Origin of the sequence: Paenibacillus sp. GCM10023250, assembly GCF_042653205.1 — a bacterium.
Taxonomy (GTDB): Bacteria; Bacillota; Bacilli; order Paenibacillales; family Paenibacillaceae; genus Paenibacillus_Z.
The window spans coordinates 20,546-40,612 of the sequence record NZ_JBHSHY010000012.1 but is presented as its reverse complement, the minus strand read 5'-3'; the positions used below and the strand labels follow the sequence as shown (position 1 = coordinate 40,612).

Genomic DNA, 20,067 nt, shown 5'->3' with positions numbered 1-20,067 from the left:
TAATGGAGAGAAGGACTGTGACGGTAACCATTTATGATGTAGCAAGAGAAGCAGGCGTGTCCATGGCGACCGTGTCGCGGGTCGTCAACAACAATCCGAACGTGAAACCTCAAACACGCAAAAAAGTATTCGAAGCCATCGAACGTCTCGGCTATCGTCCGAATGCGGTTGCGAGAGGTTTGGCGAGCAAGAAAACTACGACCGTCGGCGTCGTCATACCCGATATATCGAACGCGATCTTCGCCGAAGTAGCGCGTGGAATTGAAGATATCGCCAATATGTATCACTACAATATTATCTTGTGCAATGCGGATAAGAAGAAGGATAAAGAGATTCGCGTCATCAACACGCTGCTCGAGAAACAAGTCGACGGCCTGCTGTTCATGGGCGGCGCCGTGACGGACGAGCACCTGCAGGCGTTCAAGACGGCCAACGTACCGATCGTGCTCTGCGCCACGACCGACGAGAACGGCATGATGCCGTCCGTCGACATCGACCACGAAGCCGCGGCGTTCGACGCCGTGCAGACGCTGATCAAGAACGGCCACCGCATGATCGCGATGATCGGCGGCACGCTGCAGGATCCGGCGAACGGCTACGCGCGGTTCCAAGGCTACAAGCGAGCGCTCGAAGCGGCCGGCTTGCCGTACGACGAGAACCTCGTGCGCATCGGCAATTACCGTTATGAATCCGGCGTCGACGCGATGAAATACTTCCTGGAGCTGCCGGAGCGGCCGACCGCCGTCTTCTCGGCGACGGACGAGATGGCCATCGGCGCGATTCACTGCATCCAGGACGCCGGTCTCAAGGTGCCGGACAACGTCTCCGTCATCAGCGTGGACAACAGCCGGATGGCGTCCATGGTCCGTCCGCAGCTGACGGCCGTTGCCCAGCCGATGTACGACATCGGCGCGGTATCGATGCGGCTGCTGACCAAGCTCATGAAGAAGGAATCGGTCGACAACCCGCGCGTCGTGCTGCCGTACGAGATCGTTACGCGCCAGTCGGTAGGGAGCATCTAAATGGCGGCTGCGTATTATAATATCGGCATCGTAGGCGCCATGGTCGAAGAGATTGAGCTTTTGCACAAGCATGTCATTAAGACAGGCTCGTTCGTCAAGGCCGGGATTGAATATACCGAAGGCACGCTGCACGGCCATAACGTCATCTTCTGCAAATCCGGTGTCGGTAAAGTCAACGCCGCGGTGTGCACGCAGGTGCTCATCGACGCCGGCGCGGACTGCGTGCTGTTCACGGGCGTCGCCGGCGCCGTCGCGCCGAGCTTGAACATCGGCGACATCGTCGTGTCGACGTCCTGCCTGCAGCATGACTTCGACGTCACGCCGCTTGGGTTCGCCCGCGGGCAAATCCCGTATCAGGACGTCTGGGAATTTCAAGCCGCGCCGGACCTCGTGGAGCTTGCCGCATCGTCCTGCGAGCGGTTGTTCCCGGGTCGCAGCCTGAAGGGCAAGGTGCTCTCCGGCGACCAGTTCATCGCTTCGCGCGACGTGGTGCGCGGACTGTACGAAGAGCTCGGCGGCGCCTGCACCGAGATGGAAGGCGCTTCGCTGGCGCAGGTATGCGCGATGAACGGCGTGCCGTTCGTCGTCATTCGTTCCATGTCGGACAAGGCGGACGGTTCGGCGCATGTCAATTTCGCCGAGTTCACCGTCCAAGCGTCGGTTAATTCGCACGCGATCATCGACGACATGCTGCAGCACCTGTAAGCTTAGGCAGGGCTTCTGCAAGGATAACATAAAGGCAGCTTTTCGCTTCCGGGCATCGGAAGGGAGAAGCTGCCTTTTCGGTTGTGCGCTTGTTTATGGGTGCCTTTGGATGCCTGCCTCACATGTGACTTGCAAGTGACCTGCATTTGACTTTCATGTCCCGATCACGGCTTACAGCTGCTGCAGGACGATCTGCGCCATGTCCTTGTTGCGGGCCGCGATCTCATCGCGCCGCGGCATCGGCGTCCAAGCCGCGAGGTCATCCAGCCAATCGGCCGGCAGCCGCGATTCGCTCGTCATGGCCCAATGTTCCTGCCAGGACAGCGGCAGCGGCTCATTGGCGCCTTCGGGCGCCAAGCGGTCCATCAGGGGATGGTCCGTCATGGCAAGCCAGACGAACGCCCAGGCGCGCGGCACGACGCGCCAGATGTCGTACCCGCCGCCGCCCAGCGCGATCCAGCGGCCATCGGCGTACTGATGGGCCAGCTCGTGGATGATTGCCGGCATCGCCTGGTAGATGCGCATGCTGCAGTGGATGTGCGACAGCGGATCGTAAGCGTGCGCGTCACAGCCGTGCTGGCTGACGATGACGTCGGGCTTGAAATATTCGGCCGCGCGGCTCACAGTTGCGCGGAAGCTGTCGAGCCACGAATCGTCCTCCGTATACGGCTCCATCGGCACGTTGATGCTGGTGCCGAAGCCGGCGTCGGCCCCGCGCTCATGGACGAAGCCCGTGCCGGGAAACAGGTATTTGCCCGTCTCGTGAATGGAATACGTACAGACGTCGGGATCGGCGTAAAACGACCACTGCACGCCGTCGCCGTGATGGACGTCCGTGTCGATATAGAGCACGCGGGCGCCGTACCGCTTGCGGATATGCGCGATCGCGATCGCGGCGTCGTTGTAGACGCAGAAGCCCGCGCCGCGGTCCGGGAAGGCGTGGTGCAGGCCGCCCGCCATATGGTATGCGTGCCGCGCGCGGCCGTCCATGACCGCGTCCGCCGCGAGCACTGAGCCGCCGACGATCGCCGCGGCCGCTTCGTGCATGCCGGGAAAATACGGCGTATCCTCGGTGCCGAGACCGAACTTGTCCGCGGCCGCGACGTCGGCGGGGATGGGACGGGGCGAGCCGAGACGCCGTACGGCATCGATATAATCGTCGCGGTGCACGTGCTTCAGCAGGTCTTCGCCGGCGGGCGAAGCGATCAGCATCTGCTCGTCCTTCAGCGCGCCGGCGGCTTCCAGCAAATGCTTGGCCAGCGTGAGCCGGATCGGATTGAACGGATGCTCCTGATTGAATTTGTACCTTTTCGCCTCGGGCGAATAAATAAATGCGGCATTGGCCGTCATGCTGTTCCACTGCCTTTCTGCACGGATTGCGCGAATTGCCTGAACTAATACATGAATCGTTGCCGGAAACGGACGCGGTCGAACTGCTCGACCGAGCTTAAGGGGACTTCCTTGCCGATGCGGACCATCAGGCAATTGGCGGGATGCGCGCATATCTCAGGGTCGTCGGTCGCGAACCAGACCATACCGACTTCCTTCATCAGCTTCTCCATCATGGCGCGGTAGTCCCAGACGCTGAGCCCCGTGCCCTCCAAGTCCCAGTGCCAATAATATTCCGTCGTGTAGACGATGACGTTCTCCAGCTGCCCGCCGCGGAACGAGAGGGAGATGAGCCGCTTGGCCAAGCCCAGCCCGCGATAATCGTCGGCCACCTCAACGGCGCCGAGCTCGATCAAATCCGCCATGCGGCCTTCCGACCAGCGCTCCAGCTCGTCGGGGTAATGAAACGTGACGTACCCGACGATTGTGTCGCCGTCCAGGGCCGCGATGATGCGCCCTTCGGGGAGCTCGGCGATCTCGATGAGCGCCTGCAGCTGCTCGGGCGGCCGGCGGAACGCGTCGAGCTGCGCGTGCAGCGTCAACCGCGCCAGCCGTTCGGCCGGCAGCGGGCCTTCGACGACGATTTCCCGCGATTGAAAGCAGACGGTTTCGGTATGCGGCAGTTTGCGATGTTGCACAGCATCGGGCTCCTTTCGCATGCTACCCTAACTTATAGCAAAAAATTGCGGCAATGAAAAGCATGGTCGAGGCGGCAAAAATCATGCTATAATATGTAAGCGTATTCGGGTAAACGTAATGCGATCGTTTGTAAGCGTATACGGGTTCGACGGCAGAGAGATAGGAATACGGTTTTACTATGGGCAGGAGGATGATGAAAAATGAGCAATACGCATCAAGAACGGATTCCGGCAACGGCGTCCGGCTCCAACATGGCAAGCTATGATGAAACCTACGCAGCCTTTAGCTTCGAACAACTTGAACCGCAGTTTTCCTGGAACGCCACGGGCAAGGTCAACATGGCCTACGAAGCGATCGACCGTCACGTCGAAGCGGGGCGGGGCGAGAAGATCGCGCTCTACTATAGCGATATCGCAAGGGACGAATCGTATACCTTCGCGGACATGGCGAAGCAGTCGAACCGGTTCGCCAACGTGCTTCGCGGGCTGGGCATCGGCAAAGGGGAGCGCGTCTTCATCTTCATGCCGCGCACGCCGGAGCTGTACTTCAGCCTGCTGGGCGCGCTGAAGGTCGGTGCCGTCGTCGGGCCGCTCTTCGAAGCGTTCATGGAGACGGCCGTCAGGGACCGGCTGCTGGACAGCAGCGCGACCGCGATCGTCACGACGCCGGCGCTGCTGTCGCGTATTCCGCGGAACGAGCTGCCGGACCTGAAGCATGTCATCGTCTTCGGGGACGATGTACAAGCCGCGGACGGCATCGTCGATTACAAGGCCGAGATGGCCGCCGCTTCCGAAGACGCCGAGATTGAATGGCTCGGACGCGAGGACGGACTCATTCTTCATTATACGTCGGGCTCCACGGGCAAGCCGAAGGGCATTTTCCACGTTCAGAACGCCATGATTCAACACTATTTCACCGGCCGGATCGTGCTGGATCTGCAGCCGGACGATATTTACTGGTGCACGGCCGACCCGGGCTGGGTCACGGGCACGTCGTACGGCATCTTCGCGCCTTGGCTGAACGGGGCGACGAACGTTATCCGCGGCGGCCGCTTCAGCCCGCAGGACTGGTACAAGACGATCGAGCGCTACAAGGTGACGGTGTGGTACAGCGCGCCGACGGCGTTCCGCATGCTGATGGGCGCCGGCGACGACGTCGTCGGGCAATTCGATCTGTCCAGCCTGCGCCACGTGCTGAGCGTCGGCGAGCCGCTCAATCCGGAGGTCGTACGCTGGGGGATGAAAGTGTATAAGCAGCGCATTCACGACACGTGGTGGATGACGGAGACGGGCGGACAGCTGATCTGCAACTACCCGAGCATGGAGATCAAGCCGGGCTCTATGGGCAAGTCGATTCCGGGCGTCCAAGCGGCCATCATCGACGACGCGGGCAACGAGCTGCCGCCTTACCGCATGGGCAACCTCGCGATCCGCACGCCTTGGCCGTCCATGATGCGCAAGGTTTGGAACAACCCCGCGAAGTACGAGGAATATTTCCGCATTCCGGGCTGGTACATCTCCGGTGACTCCGCTTACCGGGACGAGGACGGCTACTTCTGGTTCCAAGGCCGGATCGACGACGTCATTAATACGGCCGGCGAACGTGTCGGGCCGTTTGAGGTCGAGAGCAAGCTCGTGGAGCATCCCGCGGTCGCGGAAGCCGGCGTCATCGGCAAGCCGGACCCGATGCGCGGCGAGATCATCAAGGCGTTCGTGGCGCTGCGCGAAGGCTATACGGCGTCGGACGAACTGAAGGCCGACATTACCAAGTTTGTGAAAGAAGGCCTCTCGGCGCATGCGGCACCGCGCGAGATCGAATTCAAAGACAAGCTGCCGAAGACGCGCAGCGGCAAAATCATGCGCCGCGTATTGAAGGCGTGGGAGCTGAACCTGCCGACCGGCGACCTGTCCACTATCGAAGATTAATGATCGCCCGGCTCTGGCCGAGGCACAAAAAAACCTTCCGATGCTTTCGCGTCGGAAGGTTTTTTGCGTGTACGCTTACTTGCTTAAGGTTGAATGGCGGCCGAGGCCGAAGGGGGCGATTCGCCGGCGCCGTTGACGGCCGTCACCCGGAAGTACCCGCTCGTGAGCGGCGAGACGTATTCGAAGCGCGCTTCGTTCGTGGAGCCGATCTTCTTGAACGTGCCGCTGCTCGTGGTGCTGTAGTATACGTTATAGCCCGTGACCTGCTCGGACGTCGCATTGTCCGACCAGGTCAGCTTGATGCCGATCGCCGTGCCATCGACGGCGATATGAATCGGCGCGGACGGAGGCGCGAGACCGGGATTTGAGCCCAGCAGGCCGCCGTCGTCGGTCGGCAGTCCAATGATGTCGCCGGTCGAGCCCTCGTTCGTCTGTGAGGACGACCCTTGATTCGGCGGCGGTACGATGCCGCCGCTGGAATTCACGATCGCGCTCGGCGCGGATTCCTTGCCGGCTACGTCGACGGCCGTGACGTAATACGCGTAGACGCCAGGCGCGCCGATATAGTTGACGAAGCGTGACTCTTGTCCTGTGAGTACCGGATTGTTCATGTTCGCGAACACGCCGCCGTTCACGGAACGATACAGACGGTAGCCGACGACGTCGCGTTCCGGAGAAGCCTTGAACGTAATCCGGTACGCGCCGCCGAAGGATGCCGTCTCGATGCCCAGGTTGGACGGCGCGCTCGGCGCCCGGCCGTCGTCGACCCGCGGATCGACCAGGGATGGGGCGTCGCGGCCTGCGTCCGCGGGCACGTAGGCGCTCATTGGCCTGCGGCTGTCCGCCGGCAGCTTCGCCTGCGCGGCCTCGATTTCCTTCATGAGCTCGTCGAGCGGCTTCTGCCGCTTCACTACGAGCTGCTCCTTGATCATGTCCGAAGGCGTGGTCGGCTTTGGAATGTAGTTGATGCCGTTGTAGGAGATGACGGCCATCTTGACGAGCGCGTCGTCTGGCTCCTTCGGCAGGAACTTCGAGTTGAACCAGTCGGTGACCAGCTTGCCCCCGCTGCGCGTCAGGTCCGTCGGCAGCTTGCCGCTCAGGCTGGAGACGGTCGCCTTGACGATGCCAGACGGCATCGTGAACTCCTTCGTCGGGAACAATTCGGGCCGCGTGGCCGTGACTTCGTTCATGATATCCGACCAGATGATCCGCGCCCGCTCCCGCTCCGGCTTGGACAGCGTGTATTTCTGTTTCTCGTAGCCGACCCAGACGCCGAGTGTAATGTCCGGCGTGAAGCCCATGAACCAGACGTCTCCGTAGCTTTGGGTGGAGCCGGTTTTTCCGACGACCGGAATTTTGCCGTAATTGTTGAAGTACGACATAATTTTATGTCCGGATCCGGAAGGGTCGGATATGACCGTCCGCATCATGTCCGTCATCAGGAACGCGGTCTGTTCCGAGAAGACGCGGAGCGGCTTGTCCTCGTGCTGGTAGACGACCTTGCCGTTCGCGTCGGTGATTTTGCTGATCATGTACGCGTCGTTGAACTCGCCTTTATCGGCAATCGCGCCGTAGGCGTTCGTCAGCTCTTCGACGGATACTCCGATGCTCAGGCCGCCGATGACGCCCGTCTGGGCGTAGTCATCTTCCGGCTTGATCGTCGTGATGCCGAGCTTTCTCGCGAATTTCCAAGCCTCAGGAATGGTCACGAGGTCGTTGAAAATTTTAAGCGCCGGGATATTCAGCGATCGGTTGAGCGCGTCCCGTGCCGTCACGAGGCCATAGAATTTGTTCGTGACGTTCATCGGAATATGGAAGCCCTTCTGACCGTCCTTCATGACGATCGGCGAATCGTCGATGACGCTTGCCGGCTGGATGATGCCTTTCTCGATGGCCGGCAAGTAAGCAGCGATCGGCTTCATGGTGGAGCCGGGCTGCCGGGTCATCTGGGTCGCGTGGTTCAGCTGTTCCGTATAGAAGTCGCGGCCTTCCAGCATGCCGAGGATTGCGCCGGTCTTGTGGTCGAGCATGACGGCGCCCGTCTGCTCCAGGCCTTTCTCCTTGCTGTCGCCTCCGAAATTGTTCGGATCCGATCCGACCTTGTGCATGGCGTTATACACTTTTTTGTCAATCGTCGTGTAGATATGGTAGCCGCCGCGGAGCAGATGCTCGTGCGCTTCCTCCAGCAGCTGGGCGTTCTCTTTCTTGTTGACGTCCTCCGGCTTCAAGTTCGGATTCTCCGCGAGCAGCAGCAGCTCCGATGCTTGGCGCTCGGATTCCAGCATGAGGAACGGGAACGTCGAGTACGCCTTCTCCGTCGGCTTCGCCAGCGATTTCTCGATGTCGAAGCTCATCGCTTCGTCGTATTGCTCCTGGCTGATCCGTCCGGTTTCCAGCATCCGCCGGAGCACGATGTGCTGGCGGTCCATCGCGAGCTTGAAGCCCTGGGGATTGAATTTCCCTTTGCTCGTGAACGCCGTATACGCCGAAGGACGCTGCGGCAAACCAGCCAGGTACGCGGCCTGCGCGATGTTGAGCTTGTTCAGGTCCGTGATGTTGAAGATGCCTTTGGCCGCGGCTTTGATGCCGTACAGGTTGTAGCCGCTGTTGCTGGTGCCGAACTGCACCTTGTTCAAGTAAGCGGTCAGAATCTCGTCCTTCGTCATGAACCGCTCGAGGCGGAGCGCCAGGAAAATTTCCTTGGCTTTCCGGCTGTCCGTCTTGTCGAGCGTCAGGAACACCTGCCGGGCGAGCTGCTGGGTCAGCGTGCTGCCGCCGGTCTGCGTGTCCTCGTTCAGCAGCTTCTGCTTGACCGCGCGGGCCAGGCCGTTAAAATCGACACCGATATGCTTATAGAAGTTGTTGTCTTCCGTGGCGAGCACGGCGTTGACGACCTGCGGCGGGATCTCGTTTCGCTTGACGAGCCGCCGGTCCTCTTCCGTCCGGAGCTGGCCGACGGGGGTTTGTCCGTCGTTAAAATACACGAAGCCGGTGACGGCGTTTTCATCGATTTTCGCTTCGATTTCCGCGCGCGAACGGACGGGCTCGTCCTTGACGAAAGAGGCCACGTAGCCGGCGACCGCGGCGCCCGCGAACAGTCCGATTAATAATCCGAAGATAAAAAGCCATTTAATCGTTACGAACGTCACGATGCCAAAGGTCCGCCATTTGCTGTAGCTTTTCGGTTTCTGTTGACGGTCTTGATCCATACAATGCTGAGCCTCCTCCGATTAACAGCCTTATTATAGCATAATTCCCAAGCCGAGTTGGAGTTCCGGGCCGGCGAAATTGTCCATTCTCCGCCAATTTCCCCGATTTGAAGGCAAATACCGCGCGTCCATTGACTTCGAACCGGGCGTTGTGGTATAAAGGAAAACAAGAAAATCGCATATCGCAATGCGTTGACAGGCTTCAGTAGAGCTGCGGGACGACGATATCAGAGAACCGGTGGGAGGTGCGAACCGGTACGCGCCGCAATTCGAATTACCGCCTCGAGCTGATTGGACGAACCGGAACGATCTTCTGTCCTTAGGCAGGGACGTTCGCCAGTAGTCTGTATCCGGATGATCTCCGTTATGAAATGAAGTGAGAGCCGTATTCTCGCCGTCCGCGCATCTTGGCGGGCCCGAACGGTTCTAACGAGGGTGGTACCGCGAGCAAATCCTTCTCGTCCCTTGAGGACGCGAAGGATTTTTTTATTTTGATACGGACGGGAGCGTCGAACGCGATGGTAAAATGGGAAGCATTAACCGCTGCGCAGCAGCAGGAAGTCGAACGGCAAATGGAAGTTATCCGGCGGGGCGTCGTCGAGATCGTGCCGGAGGATGAATTGAAAGCAAAGGTCGCGAACGCCGTGGCGACCGGCAAACCGCTCAAAGTCAAGCTGGGGCTCGATCCGTCGGCGCCGGACATTCACGTCGGCCACACGGTCGTACTTCACAAGCTGCGGCAGTTTCAGCAGCTGGGCCACGACGTGCAGCTGATCATCGGCGATTTCACGGGCCGCATCGGCGACCCCACGGGCAAGTCGGAGACGCGCAAGCAGCTGAGCGAGGAGGACGTGAAGCGCAACGCCGAGACGTACCAGAAGCAGATTTACAAGCTGCTCGATCCGGCCAAGACGACGGTCTACTACAATTCCGAATGGCTCGGGCCGATGAGTTTCGCGGACGTCGTAACGCTGTCGGCCAAAGTGACGGTCGCCCGCATGCTGGAGCGCGATGATTTCACGAAGCGCTACACGACGGGCCAACCGATCAGCATCCACGAATTTTTCTACCCGCTCATGCAGGGCTATGATTCCGTGGCGCTCGAGAGCGACGTGGAGCTCGGCGGCACCGACCAGAAGTTCAACCTGCTGATGGGGCGCACGCTGCAGAAGGAATACGGCAAGGCGCAGCAGGCCGCCATCATGACGCCTCTTATCGAAGGCTTGGACGGCGTGAACAAGATGAGCAAGAGCCTCGGCAACTACATCGGCATCGACGAAGAGCCGAACGAAATCTACGGCAAGTCGATGTCCATTCCGGACGAGCTTATGCTGAAATACTACGAGCTGGCGACGGATATGACCAACGAGGAGCTGCAGGCGCTGCGCGAAGGGCTCGCTGACGGCAGCAGGCACCCGCGGGACGCGAAGATGGCGCTCGCCCGCACGTTCGTGCGCATGTACCACGGCGAGGAGGCGGCCGCGGCGGCGGAGCAGCATTTCGTCACCGTGTTCCAGAAGCGCGCGCTGCCGGACGACATCCGGGAGGCGGAGGTTGCGGCGTCCGACCTGCAGGACGGGCGCATCGGCGTCCTGAAGCTGCTCACCTCGATCGGCCTGCAGGCGTCCACCAGCGAAGCGAAGCGGAGCGTGCAGCAGGGCGCGGTACGGATCAACGAGGAGAGAATCGAGGATTGGTCCGCGGAAGTCGCGGTGGCCGACGGAGATATCGTCCAAGTCGGCAAGCGGAAGTTCGCGAAATTGGTTCTCCGCTAAGGATGACCGGCCATAAGCTTATCGTGCGGCGTTTTGCGCACGGTAAGCTTTTTTTGCGGGGCGCGGACGGCCGGAGAGGCGCGCCGGGGACGCGAATCGACAATTGTCGAAGCTTTCGGCAATCGCTTTGCGAAACTTATTCGGTGCGAAGCGCGTAAGAAATAACGGATGGAATTCAAAATTATGGGTTTCTTCGGATAGGAGGGAGGGCATGGAAGGATTATTTCTCGGTTGTCTCATCGGCGGCGCCTTGTTCGCGATCGTCAGCGTCGTGCTCGGCGACTGGCTCAGCCTGGCGCTCGACGGCATGCTCGACTTTTTGTCGTTGGACGGCCATCCCGTCCTGCAACCAACGGCGATCGTCGGGGGCATCGCCGTGTTCGGGGGAGCAGGGCTGCTGCTCGCGCGCCATACTCCGTTCGGAACGGTGGCGGTCGTCCTGCTCGCGCTGCTTTGCGCGGTCGCGGCGGCAATCGGGATCTATTGGCTGTATATCCGGCCGATGGAACGAAGCGAGAATTCGACGGGCTATTCCATGAAAGAATTGACCGGCATGATCGGCGAAGTGCTCGTGCCGATCCCGGCCAAAGGGTTCGGCGAGGTGACGGTCAAGGCGGGCGCGGGCTTGACAAATCATACCGCGGCCAGCTTCGACGGCGTCGAGATCGCGTCCGGCGAGCGGGTCGTGATCGTCGGGCTCGACGCGCACACGCTGCTCGTATCCAAGCTTGAGCTGTAACCGGAGATGAATGTAGAGAGGGGAATCGTACATGCCAGATTATTTAGTTATTCCGGCTATCGTGGTCGGCATATTGATTGTGCTGGGCTTGGCGTTTTGGGCAAGATACCGGACGGTGGGGCCGGACCAGGCGATGATCGTGAACGGCTCGTTCTTGGGCAGCCGCAATGTCTCCGAAGACGAGTCGGGCCGCAAAAGCAAAATCGTCCGCGGCGGCGGCGCGTTCATCCTGCCGATCTTCCAGAAGGCGGACTTCCTGTCGCTGCTGTCGCACAAGCTCGACGTGTCGACGCCGGAGGTGTACACGGAGCAGGGCGTGCCCGTCATGGCCGATGGCGTCGCGATCATTAAGATCGGCGGTTCCGTCGAGGACGTGTCGACCGCCGCGGAACAATTCCTCGGCAAGCCGACGGAATCGCTCAAGAGCGAGGCGCAAGAGGTGCTGGAGGGTCATTTGCGCGCGATCCTCGGCTCGATGACCGTCGAGGAAGTGTACCGGAACCGCGATAAGTTCGCGCAAGAGGTGCAGGGCGTCGCGGCGCGCGATTTGAAGAAGATGGGGCTGCAGATCGTCTCCTTCACGATCAAGGATCTGCGCGACAAGCACGGCTATCTCGACGCGCTCGGCAAGCCGCGCATTGCTGCGGTCAAGCGGGACGCTGACATCGCCGAAGCCGAGGCGGTGCGGGATTCGCGGATTCAGAAGGCGCGCGCGGAGGAAGAAGGCTTGAAGGCCGAGCTGCTGCGCGACACGAACATCGCGGAAGCGGCGAAGGACAAGGAGCTGAAGGTGGCTTCCTTCAAGAAGGACCAGGATTCCGCCAAAGCCGAGGCCGATCAGGCGTACGCCATCCAGGAAGCCCGCGCGAAGCAGCACGTCGTCGAGGAGCAGATGCAGGTGGAGCTCGTCCGCAAGGAACGGGAGATCGACCTCGAAGCCAAGGAAATCCTCCGCCGCGAGAAGCAGTACGACGCGGAAGTGAAGAAGAAGGCCGACGCCGACCGGTACGCCGTCGAACAGGCGGCCGAGGCGGATAAGGCGCGGCGCATGCGCGAAGCCGACGCCGCGCAGTACAAGATCGAAACGGAAGCGAAGGCGAACGCGGAGCAGAAGCGGCTGGAAGGCCTCGCGATCGCGGATGCGGAGCGGGCGAAAGGGACGGCCGAGGCGGACGTCATCCGGCTTCGCGGCTTGGCGGAGGCCGAGGCGAAGGAGAAGCTCGCCCGGGCGTTCGAGCTGTTCGGCGAAGCGGCCGTGCTCGACATCGTCGTGAAGATGCTGCCGGAGCTCGCCGGCAAGGTGGCGGATCCGATCGCCGCGATCGACAAGCTGACCGTCGTCGACACGGGCCACGGCGAAGGCGCGGCGCGCGTCAGCAACTACGTCACGTCGCTGATGGCGACGGCCCCGGAAATGCTGAAGAGCGTCTCCGGTCTCGACTTGAACGAGCTCATCCGCGGATTGACGACGCGCAGCGCGTCGGCTGCCGCGACCGGCGCTGCCGTCGCGGGAGCGGCGGCTGCGGCGGCGGGAGCTGAACTGCCGGGGCCGGCGCCGACTCCGAAGGCCGATTCGTCAGCCGGAGGCGGCTTGGCTTAACCGGCTGTGCCGGAGCCGCCGAGACCGAAGCGGCGCTAGTCCGCGCGGCACCGATTTGCGCAGCCGCGAACTATTCGGCGCGTATTGCTCATAGCGGCTCGTCCCTTAAGGGGCGGGCCGTTTCGCGTTTCCGCCCGCGGCCGGGCGGGCGCCTGGGCGGCCCGCGATTGCGCCCAAGCTGCCGCTCGCGACAGGAACCGCGCGGCTTCGCGGCGAATACATACGGCATGCGGCAATCGAAGGAGATGGCGGCCATGATCAAGATGCATACGTGCTACGTCAAGGATTTTCACGGGAAATGGGAAATGGGCCAGCAGCCGACGCAGTACAACATCCTGCTCGTCGTGACGCGGGGGAAGATCATGTACTACGTGAATGACGAGACCGTGTTCCTGCAGAAGGGCGACGTGCTCTTCATGCCGGCCGGCACCGTGCGGGGCGGCGCTTCGATGGAGGAGCATCAGCGGTACGCGACGCATTTCACGCTAGAGCCGCACGACCGGGCGCTGCTGCCCGTGCTGCGGGAGGAGCGCTTCTGCAAGACGGCGATCTCCGGCTTCGAATATTTCAAGCAGCGCTTCCTGCTGCTGAAGCATCACTGGCTCATGCGGGGGCCGTACTCGGAGACCGCCTGCTACGCCGTGCTGCTCGAGCTGCTCGGCATTCTGAATTACGAGCGGGACAAGTGGAAGCTGCCGGCTAAAAAGACCGACATGGCGGAGGACATCAAGCGCTACATGCTCGACCATTACAAAGAAGCGGTGACGCTGAGCGACCTCGCCGCGTATACGGGAAGAACGCCGAATCACGTGTCGCACGTGTTCAAATCGGTCACGGGACAGTCGCCGATCGAATATTTGCACCATGTGCGGATATCCAAGGCGAAGGAGCTGATGTTCGACAAGATGACGCCGATCAGCGTCATCGCGGAAGAGACCGGATTCTGCGACCAGGCGTACTTCAACCGGGTATTTAAGAAGCTGACGGGCTGTTCGCCCACGGCGTTCCTGAAGGGACGGACGGATTGACCGACGAAATGTCAGCGCTCTCACCGAAATCGTTGAATCGTGCAAAAGAAAACCGGATCGTTAATCGAATGCCGCGCTTTGGCCCCGTATGATTAAGACATGCGGTAATTACTCTGTATGGAGGCGATGTCGATGAATACGTCTTGCTTGCAGTACGCATTGACCGAGGAAGAACGAAAAACGTTTGAGGAAACCGGTTATCTGATCATCGAGGACGCGCTGTCGCCGGAGCAGGTCGCCGCGCTGACGGTGGAATTCGACCGGATCTACGAAGACAAGCTGAAGGCGGGTCATGACCCGAAGACGGCGCTGTTTTATCCAAATTTCATACCCGATCACAATGTGTTCCTGAACCTCGTCGATTACGAGAAGGTGCTCCCGAAGGTATGGGGCATTCTCGGCTGGAACATCTATCTGTACCATGCCCATATGATCGCGACGCCGCCGAACGGACAGGCGAAGAACGACAATACGTTCGGCTGGCATCAGGACAGCGGGCGCGTCAACCAGGAGATGGAGTCCCACCCGCGCCCGCGCTTGTCGCTGAAGGTCGCGTATTTCCTGTCGGATGTGTCCGAGCCGGACCGGGGCAATTTTTGGATCGTTCCGGGCAGCCACCTGAATGATCATCTCCAGCTCCCGGCCGACCGCCATGGCCAACCCGAGGGCGCGATTCCGGTATGCGTGAAGCCGGGGACGGCGGTGTTCTTCGACCGCCGGCTGTGGCACGCGGGCACGCCGAACTGGTCGAACCTGCAGCGCAAGGTGCTGTTCTACGGGTACGGCTACCGCTGGATCCGGACGAAGGACGATATGACCGTGCAGCATTTGTGGGAGAAGAGCGATCCGATCCGCCGGCAGCTGCTCGGCGCGGGCGTGAACTGCAACGGCCACTATTCGCCGACGGATGCCGACGTGCCGCTGCGCGTCTGGCTGAAGGAGCATCAGCCCGAGCTGGTGCGGTAAGAAGAAGCGGGCGCATGGCCCCGAGCCGTTTGGAGTCCCTAGACGGCTCGGGGCCGGCTTGCGAAAAAAGGCGAGAAAAAGAGTTGACGGACATTGTCATCCGGTACGATGAATTTGTGAACGGCAAGTAATCGATTACATATGGTTGGTTCCCTTGGTTTTGCGTGAATCGGAATCGTAACGGGAAGCGGCAGACCTGATGCAACCGTGCGCGAGCGGCGTCGCTGGGGAAGAGGACGAAGACGTCTTGTTTCAACGCATAATTGAAAGCGATTACAATAGATAAGCGAGACGCTTACCTGCTGTAGCATCGATGGCACATGATCGAATCGAAAAACGACTATCCGGCAAAGGAGTGCCCGCCATGGATAGCCAGGAAAGGGGGAGGCGCATTGAAGTCTATGAACGGTATAGCCGCGTTCGCGGCCGCGGCGCTCCTGCTCGCCGCGGCGGGCTGCGCGGACGGCGGCGAATCGAATCCGATGCTAGGCGGCGAAGGGAAATCGTTTCTGCTGAAAGGCGTATCGGGCGTGAAGCAGATCGCGCAGCTCACGGGCGCGGAGTCGCCGAACAAGACGGAGCGGTTCGGCGTCTTCGGCACGGACCTCGGCTCGATGTTCAACGCCGGCGACCGGACGTATTTCGTATTCGGCGATACGTTCGGCGAACGCGCCCCGTATCAGATCGGCGGGGGAGGGAGCTTCTGGCGCTCTAATACGATCGGATATACGACGGACGACGATCCCGCGGACGGGATTACGCTGGATGGCATGATCGAGGACGATACCGGACTCGCCAAGGAGCTGCTGCCGTCCAAGAAGACCGATTACGACGAGATGACGACGATTCCGACGCATGGGCTGTCGGCGAACGACGCGATGTTCTTGTACTACATGTCGGTCAACCATTGGGGCGATCCCGGCAAGTGGGATGCCAATTACGCCGGCGTCGCCAAGTCGGCGGACGAAGGCCGAACCTGGACGCCGTTGGACGGCCTGCAATGGCCAGGCGACAGCAATTTCATCCAAATCAGCCCGTACCGCGTGGCAACGGACGACGATGCCGCGGACATTTACTTCTGGGGCATCCCTTCCGGGCGGTTCGGCGGCGTTCAGCTGATGAAAGTCCCCGAAGCGGACATTGAGAAGCCTGAGGCATACCGTTATTACGCGGGCAGCGACGAGGACGGGGCGCCGGTCTGGAGCGAAGCGGCCGCGGAGGCGAAGACGGTGGTCGACGATACGGTCGGCGAGCTGTCCGTCGTATGGAACCCGTACCTCGAGCGCTGGCTGATGACGTATCTCAAGGAAGGACAGGGGGTCGTCATCCGGGAGGGATTGGCGCCGTGGGGACCTTGGGGGGACGCAATTGATCTCGTCACGGCCTCGGAGCAGCCGGGGCTGTACGCCCCGTTCATGAACGACCGCTATACGGCGGACGGCGGCAAAACGATTTATTTCACGCTGTCCCTGTGGAACCCGTACAACGTCTTCTGGTTCAAAGCCGACTTGCAAAAATAAAAGCGGATTCAAATTGAATTGATCTTCCATCCGGTTTAAGCGCTACCGGCGTTTAAATAGCTTAATCGTTCGTTCATAACGTTCTTGATCAAGGGCACAGAGGATACTTCATGATGGTGGACAACAATACCATTTAGTATATCGCGGAGCCGGTCGTACCGTTGGCTTCGGCTTGTGGGGCCGGATCCGGAATAAAGGGGGCTTGCGTAAGGCCGGACGGCTTTCGCAGCGCTCCCTTTCTTCATGCCGATAGCTGTACGGACGCGGCGCGGCGTTCAGCAGCTGCTTGCGGGCCGCCTCAATCGGACGCCGCCGCGTCCCGGTAGCCCGACGGACTGCAGCCGGCGCTGGCTTTGAACGCCCGGCTGAACGCATGGATCGTCGAATAGCCGAGCTGATCCGCGATTTCCTGGATGGACAGGTACGTATACCGGATCATCGTCTTCGCCTTCTCGATCCGGATCTTCTGGTGATATTGGATCGGCGTCATCTGAAACCCCTTTTTGAACAGATAGATCAAATGAAACTTGCTGATGTGGAACCTCTCCGCGAGCTCGTCCAGCTGTACGCTCCGGTGCGCGTTGTCGTCCAGGTAGGCGCGCACCTCCGACAGTCGCTCCAGCTGGCCGCCGCTCGTCATCGTGTTCCCCCAATAATGCTCGCGCATGATGTGAGCCAAGATGGCCAGCATGGCGCTTTTCAGCCGCAGCTCGTAGAAGGGCGGTTTGGCGGCGAACTCGCGGATGACCTCGAACAAGCTTCGCTCCAGCGGAAGCGGGTCGGCGGGACGGAAGCGCGACGGGATGTAATAGAGGCGGTCGTCGAGTTCGTTCGTCCGGAACCAGCCGCGTTCCTTCGCGTTCATGTGCGCGAGCGGCTTGAAGGAGACGCCGACTTCCCGGCTGTCGGGCCGTTCGGTCAGGTCGAAATGCACGTGGGGCTGGCGAATGCGCGCCTCACCGACGATGCGGATGGCATGCCGCTGCCCTGGCTTGAAGAAGAAGAAATCCCCGGCTTGCCCGTGCAGCACCTCGTCTTCCACCGTGACCTCAACCTCTCCTTCCATCAGGTACAGCAGCTCGTAATCCCAAATCACCCGTTCCGACAGCATCCACGACGGATCGAGGATGCTGTCGATCGCGACGCGGACATAAGGGGAGAGCTTCTCGACTTCCATGGCGATACCCCCGCAATAATAGATAAACAACTCAACAATAAACGCTAACGAATATCCCTGTCTCCCATTATATAATAAGTTTGGGATTGCACAATAATTGATACATGAGGTGATCGGTCAATGCTGCAACAATACGGACTGGGCTTGGGGCTGTCCTCCGCGCCGCTCGTTACAAAAGCGCGTACGCGGTCGATTACGGCGGAAAATCCGAACGGCGAAAAAGGGCAGGGCGGCAAGGAAACGAACCATTTGGGAATCGGCCGCAAAGGCCGGCCGGCCATCACGCTGAAGCAGGGCGAAGAGGTCACGCTCGCCGAGGTGCAGGGCACCGGCATCATCCAGCATATCTGGATCACGGTGACGGACAAGACGGGGAAGGGGCATGCGGGCCAATTCGTGCTGCGCGATCTCGTCCTGCGCATGTACTGGGACGACGAGGCGGAGCCGTCGGTCGACGTGCCGCTCGGCGACTTCTTCTGCAACGGCTTCGGGGTTCGCGCCAACGTGAGCTCGCTGCCGATCTGCGTCGTGCCGACCGGCGGCATGAACTGCTACATACCAATGCCGTTCCGGAAGTCCGCCAAGATCACGATCGTCAACCAGCACGCTGTCGACATCGGCGGCTTCTTCTACGCGTTCAACTATACGCTCGTGGACGAGCTGCCCGAGAACACGGCGTACTTCCACGCGCAATGGCGGCGGGAAGCCGTCACCGAGCGCGGCAAGGATTACACGATCCTCGATAACGTCAAAGGCGAAGGCCAATATATCGGCACGTACCTGGCCTGGGCCGCCCTCGAGCGGAACTGGTGGGGCGAAGGCGAGATCAAGTTCTACATGGACGGCGACGACGAATGGCCGACCATCTGCGGCACCGGCGTCGAGGATTACGTCGGGGGCGCCTGGTGCTTCAACAATATGAAGACGAACGAGCCGGAATCCTACTCCACGCCGTATTTGGGCTATCGGTTCTATAAGGAAACGACCGAGATCGACGCCTGGTACGGCCACGACGTGCCGATGCACGGCATGTACCGCTGGCATCTGCCCGACCCGATCCGGTTCGAGCGCGATCTCCGCGTCACGATCCAACAAATCGGCCACGACCATACGCAGCTGTTCGAACGCTCGGACGACGTGGCCTCGGTCGCATACTGGTACCAAATGGAACCGCATGCGCCGTTCCCCGCGCTACCGCCGGCCAACCGGAGATGGCCGCGTTAAGCGGCAGGCCGACGACGCGAACGCGTCTAGGCCGGCTGATGCTTATACTGGCGCTTCTATTGTTCCCGCTGGCTCGGCGCGCAAAAAAAGAGGTCCAAAGCTTTCGCTTTGGACCTCTTGCTTATTAACGGCTGTAGAACTCGACGATTTGCTTCTCGTCGATCTCTTGCGGAAGCTCCGCGCGCTCCGGAAGACGAACGTATTTGCCTTCGACGGCAGCATCGTTGAATTCCAGATAGTTCGGCAGGAAGTTGCGGCCTTCCAGTGCTTCTTTGATCGATTTCAGGGCGCGGCTGCGCTCGCGCAGGCCGATGACGTCGCCGATCGAAACCGTGTACGAAGCGATGTCGACTTTTTTGCCGTTGACCGTTACGTGACCGTGGGACACGAGCTGGCGCGCGCCTGCGCGGGAGTTCGCGAAACCAAGACGGTATACGAGGTTGTCCAGACGGCTTTCAAGCAGCGCCATGAAGTTTTCGCCGGAGATACCTTTCATTTTCGACGCTTTGTCGAACAGGTTGCGGAATTGCTTTTCGTTTACGCCGTACATGTGGCGCAGTTTTTGTTTTTCTTGCAGCTGAATGCCGTAGCCGCTCATTTTTTTGCGTTGGTTAGGACCATGTTGACCTGGAGGGAACGCGCGTTTCAGTTCTTTGCCCGTACCGCTCAGGGAGATGCCGAGGCGGCGGGAGAGTTTGAATTTAGGGCCTGTATATCTTGACATGTGTCGTAAAACTCCTTCTTCAAATGGAATGTTTGAAAATGGGTGTTTCGCCGAGTACTGTCCGCGCTTCGCTGCCGGGCAGCAAAGTCCGATCGGGCATGTTCAGCCGCAGGCCTGACCGGGACAGCCTCTTGAGGGTGACACAAAACCGCTCCCATGTATTCAACTATAAGATATTATATAAAATCATGGCATTTTGTCAAGTCGTTCAAAGTTGCCGCGTGCATGTAAGCGTCATCAACAGCATCATCATAAACCGAAACCAATGTCCTATTAACACGCGTCATTACTAGTGTTAGGCAGCTAGTTTTCCGGTATAGTGAGTCGTAGAGTCAGCCATTAATAAATAGGTTTACGACATATCGGGGTGCGCGCGCCGTTTTTTCAGCGGCGTACATAAAGAAGAATCGGGAGACAGACGCTAT

General features: G+C 60.2%; 15 protein-coding genes and 1 other annotated feature. Of the genes, 10 read left to right on the top strand and 5 right to left on the bottom strand.

The genetic code is table 11. From position 1 onward, the window contains the following. Window positions 1–17: 17 nt before the first annotated feature. Both ccpA and ACFPB1_RS11945 read left to right on the top strand, forming a co-directional pair. Window positions 18–1,022, top strand: a complete 1,005-nt coding sequence (gene ccpA, locus ACFPB1_RS11950; RefSeq protein WP_379225412.1) for a catabolite control protein A — start codon at window positions 18–20, stop codon at window positions 1,020–1,022. Next, window positions 1,023–1,727, top strand: a complete 705-nt coding sequence (locus ACFPB1_RS11945; RefSeq protein WP_379225410.1) for a 5'-methylthioadenosine/adenosylhomocysteine nucleosidase — start codon at window positions 1,023–1,025, stop codon at window positions 1,725–1,727. A 171-nt stretch (window positions 1,728–1,898) separates the two neighbouring features. On the opposite strand, the gene ACFPB1_RS11940 is transcribed toward ACFPB1_RS11945, so the two are convergent. Continuing rightward, entirely contained in the window at window positions 1,899–3,077 is a 1,179-nt protein-coding gene (locus ACFPB1_RS11940; RefSeq protein ID WP_379225408.1) for an acetoin utilization protein AcuC, read from the bottom strand. A gap of 44 nt (window positions 3,078–3,121) precedes the next feature. Continuing rightward, the gene (locus tag ACFPB1_RS11935; RefSeq protein WP_379225406.1) at window positions 3,122–3,754 is read right to left on the bottom strand and encodes a GNAT family N-acetyltransferase; all 633 of its coding nucleotides are present in this window, start codon (window positions 3,752–3,754) and stop codon (window positions 3,122–3,124) included. A gap of 201 nt (window positions 3,755–3,955) precedes the next feature. Here ACFPB1_RS11935 and acsA point away from each other — a divergent pair, with 201 nt between their 5' ends. Further along, window positions 3,956–5,680, top strand: coding sequence for an acetate--CoA ligase (acsA, locus tag ACFPB1_RS11930; RefSeq protein ID WP_379225404.1), 1,725 nt, complete (start codon window positions 3,956–3,958; stop codon window positions 5,678–5,680). Window positions 5,681–5,763: 83 nt separating this feature from the next. On the opposite strand, the gene ACFPB1_RS11925 is transcribed toward acsA, so the two are convergent. Beyond that, on the bottom strand, window positions 5,764–8,889 hold the full coding sequence (locus ACFPB1_RS11925; protein ID WP_379225402.1) for a transglycosylase domain-containing protein: 3,126 nt from the start codon (window positions 8,887–8,889) through the stop codon (window positions 5,764–5,766). Window positions 8,890–9,072: 183 nt separating this feature from the next. Continuing rightward, window positions 9,073–9,358 (top strand) — a binding site (T-box leader). A 49-nt stretch (window positions 9,359–9,407) separates the two neighbouring features. Between ACFPB1_RS11925 and tyrS the strand changes: the two genes are divergently transcribed. The 6 genes from tyrS (at window position 9,408) to ACFPB1_RS11895 (ending at window position 16,517) form a co-directional block, all read left to right on the top strand. Further along, on the top strand, window positions 9,408–10,664 hold the full coding sequence (tyrS, locus tag ACFPB1_RS11920; RefSeq protein ID WP_379225400.1) for a tyrosine--tRNA ligase: 1,257 nt from the start codon (window positions 9,408–9,410) through the stop codon (window positions 10,662–10,664). A gap of 211 nt (window positions 10,665–10,875) precedes the next feature. Then, complete coding sequence (locus tag ACFPB1_RS11915) at window positions 10,876–11,403, top strand: NfeD family protein (protein WP_379225398.1); 528 nt, start codon at window positions 10,876–10,878, stop codon at window positions 11,401–11,403. Window positions 11,404–11,434: 31 nt separating this feature from the next. Then, window positions 11,435–13,003 carry a flotillin family protein gene (locus ACFPB1_RS11910; RefSeq protein WP_379225395.1) on the top strand — a complete coding sequence of 523 codons (1,569 nt, stop codon included), beginning with the start codon at window positions 11,435–11,437 and terminating at the stop codon, window positions 13,001–13,003. A 254-nt stretch (window positions 13,004–13,257) separates the two neighbouring features. Further along, on the top strand, window positions 13,258–14,031 hold the full coding sequence (locus tag ACFPB1_RS11905; RefSeq protein WP_379225393.1) for a helix-turn-helix domain-containing protein: 774 nt from the start codon (window positions 13,258–13,260) through the stop codon (window positions 14,029–14,031). A gap of 132 nt (window positions 14,032–14,163) precedes the next feature. Beyond that, complete coding sequence (locus ACFPB1_RS11900) at window positions 14,164–14,997, top strand: phytanoyl-CoA dioxygenase family protein (RefSeq protein ID WP_379225391.1); 834 nt, start codon at window positions 14,164–14,166, stop codon at window positions 14,995–14,997. A gap of 401 nt (window positions 14,998–15,398) precedes the next feature. Then, window positions 15,399–16,517 (top strand): DUF4185 domain-containing protein, encoded by a 1,119-nt coding sequence (locus ACFPB1_RS11895; RefSeq protein ID WP_379225389.1) that lies wholly within the window; start codon window positions 15,399–15,401, stop codon window positions 16,515–16,517. Window positions 16,518–16,815: 298 nt separating this feature from the next. Here the strand turns inward: ACFPB1_RS11895 and ACFPB1_RS11890 are convergent, their stop codons facing one another. Continuing rightward, the gene (locus ACFPB1_RS11890; RefSeq protein WP_379225386.1) at window positions 16,816–17,694 is read right to left on the bottom strand and encodes an AraC family transcriptional regulator; all 879 of its coding nucleotides are present in this window, start codon (window positions 17,692–17,694) and stop codon (window positions 16,816–16,818) included. Window positions 17,695–17,814: 120 nt separating this feature from the next. Here ACFPB1_RS11890 and ACFPB1_RS11885 point away from each other — a divergent pair, with 120 nt between their 5' ends. After that, window positions 17,815–18,918: a glycoside hydrolase family 172 protein gene (locus tag ACFPB1_RS11885; RefSeq protein WP_379225384.1), complete on the top strand. Its 1,104-nt coding sequence runs from the start codon at window positions 17,815–17,817 to the stop codon at window positions 18,916–18,918. Between the two features lie 124 nt (window positions 18,919–19,042). Here the strand turns inward: ACFPB1_RS11885 and rpsD are convergent, their stop codons facing one another. After that, window positions 19,043–19,642, bottom strand: coding sequence for a 30S ribosomal protein S4 (gene rpsD / locus ACFPB1_RS11880; protein WP_379225381.1), 600 nt, complete (start codon window positions 19,640–19,642; stop codon window positions 19,043–19,045). Between the last annotated feature and the right edge of the window lie 425 nt (window positions 19,643–20,067).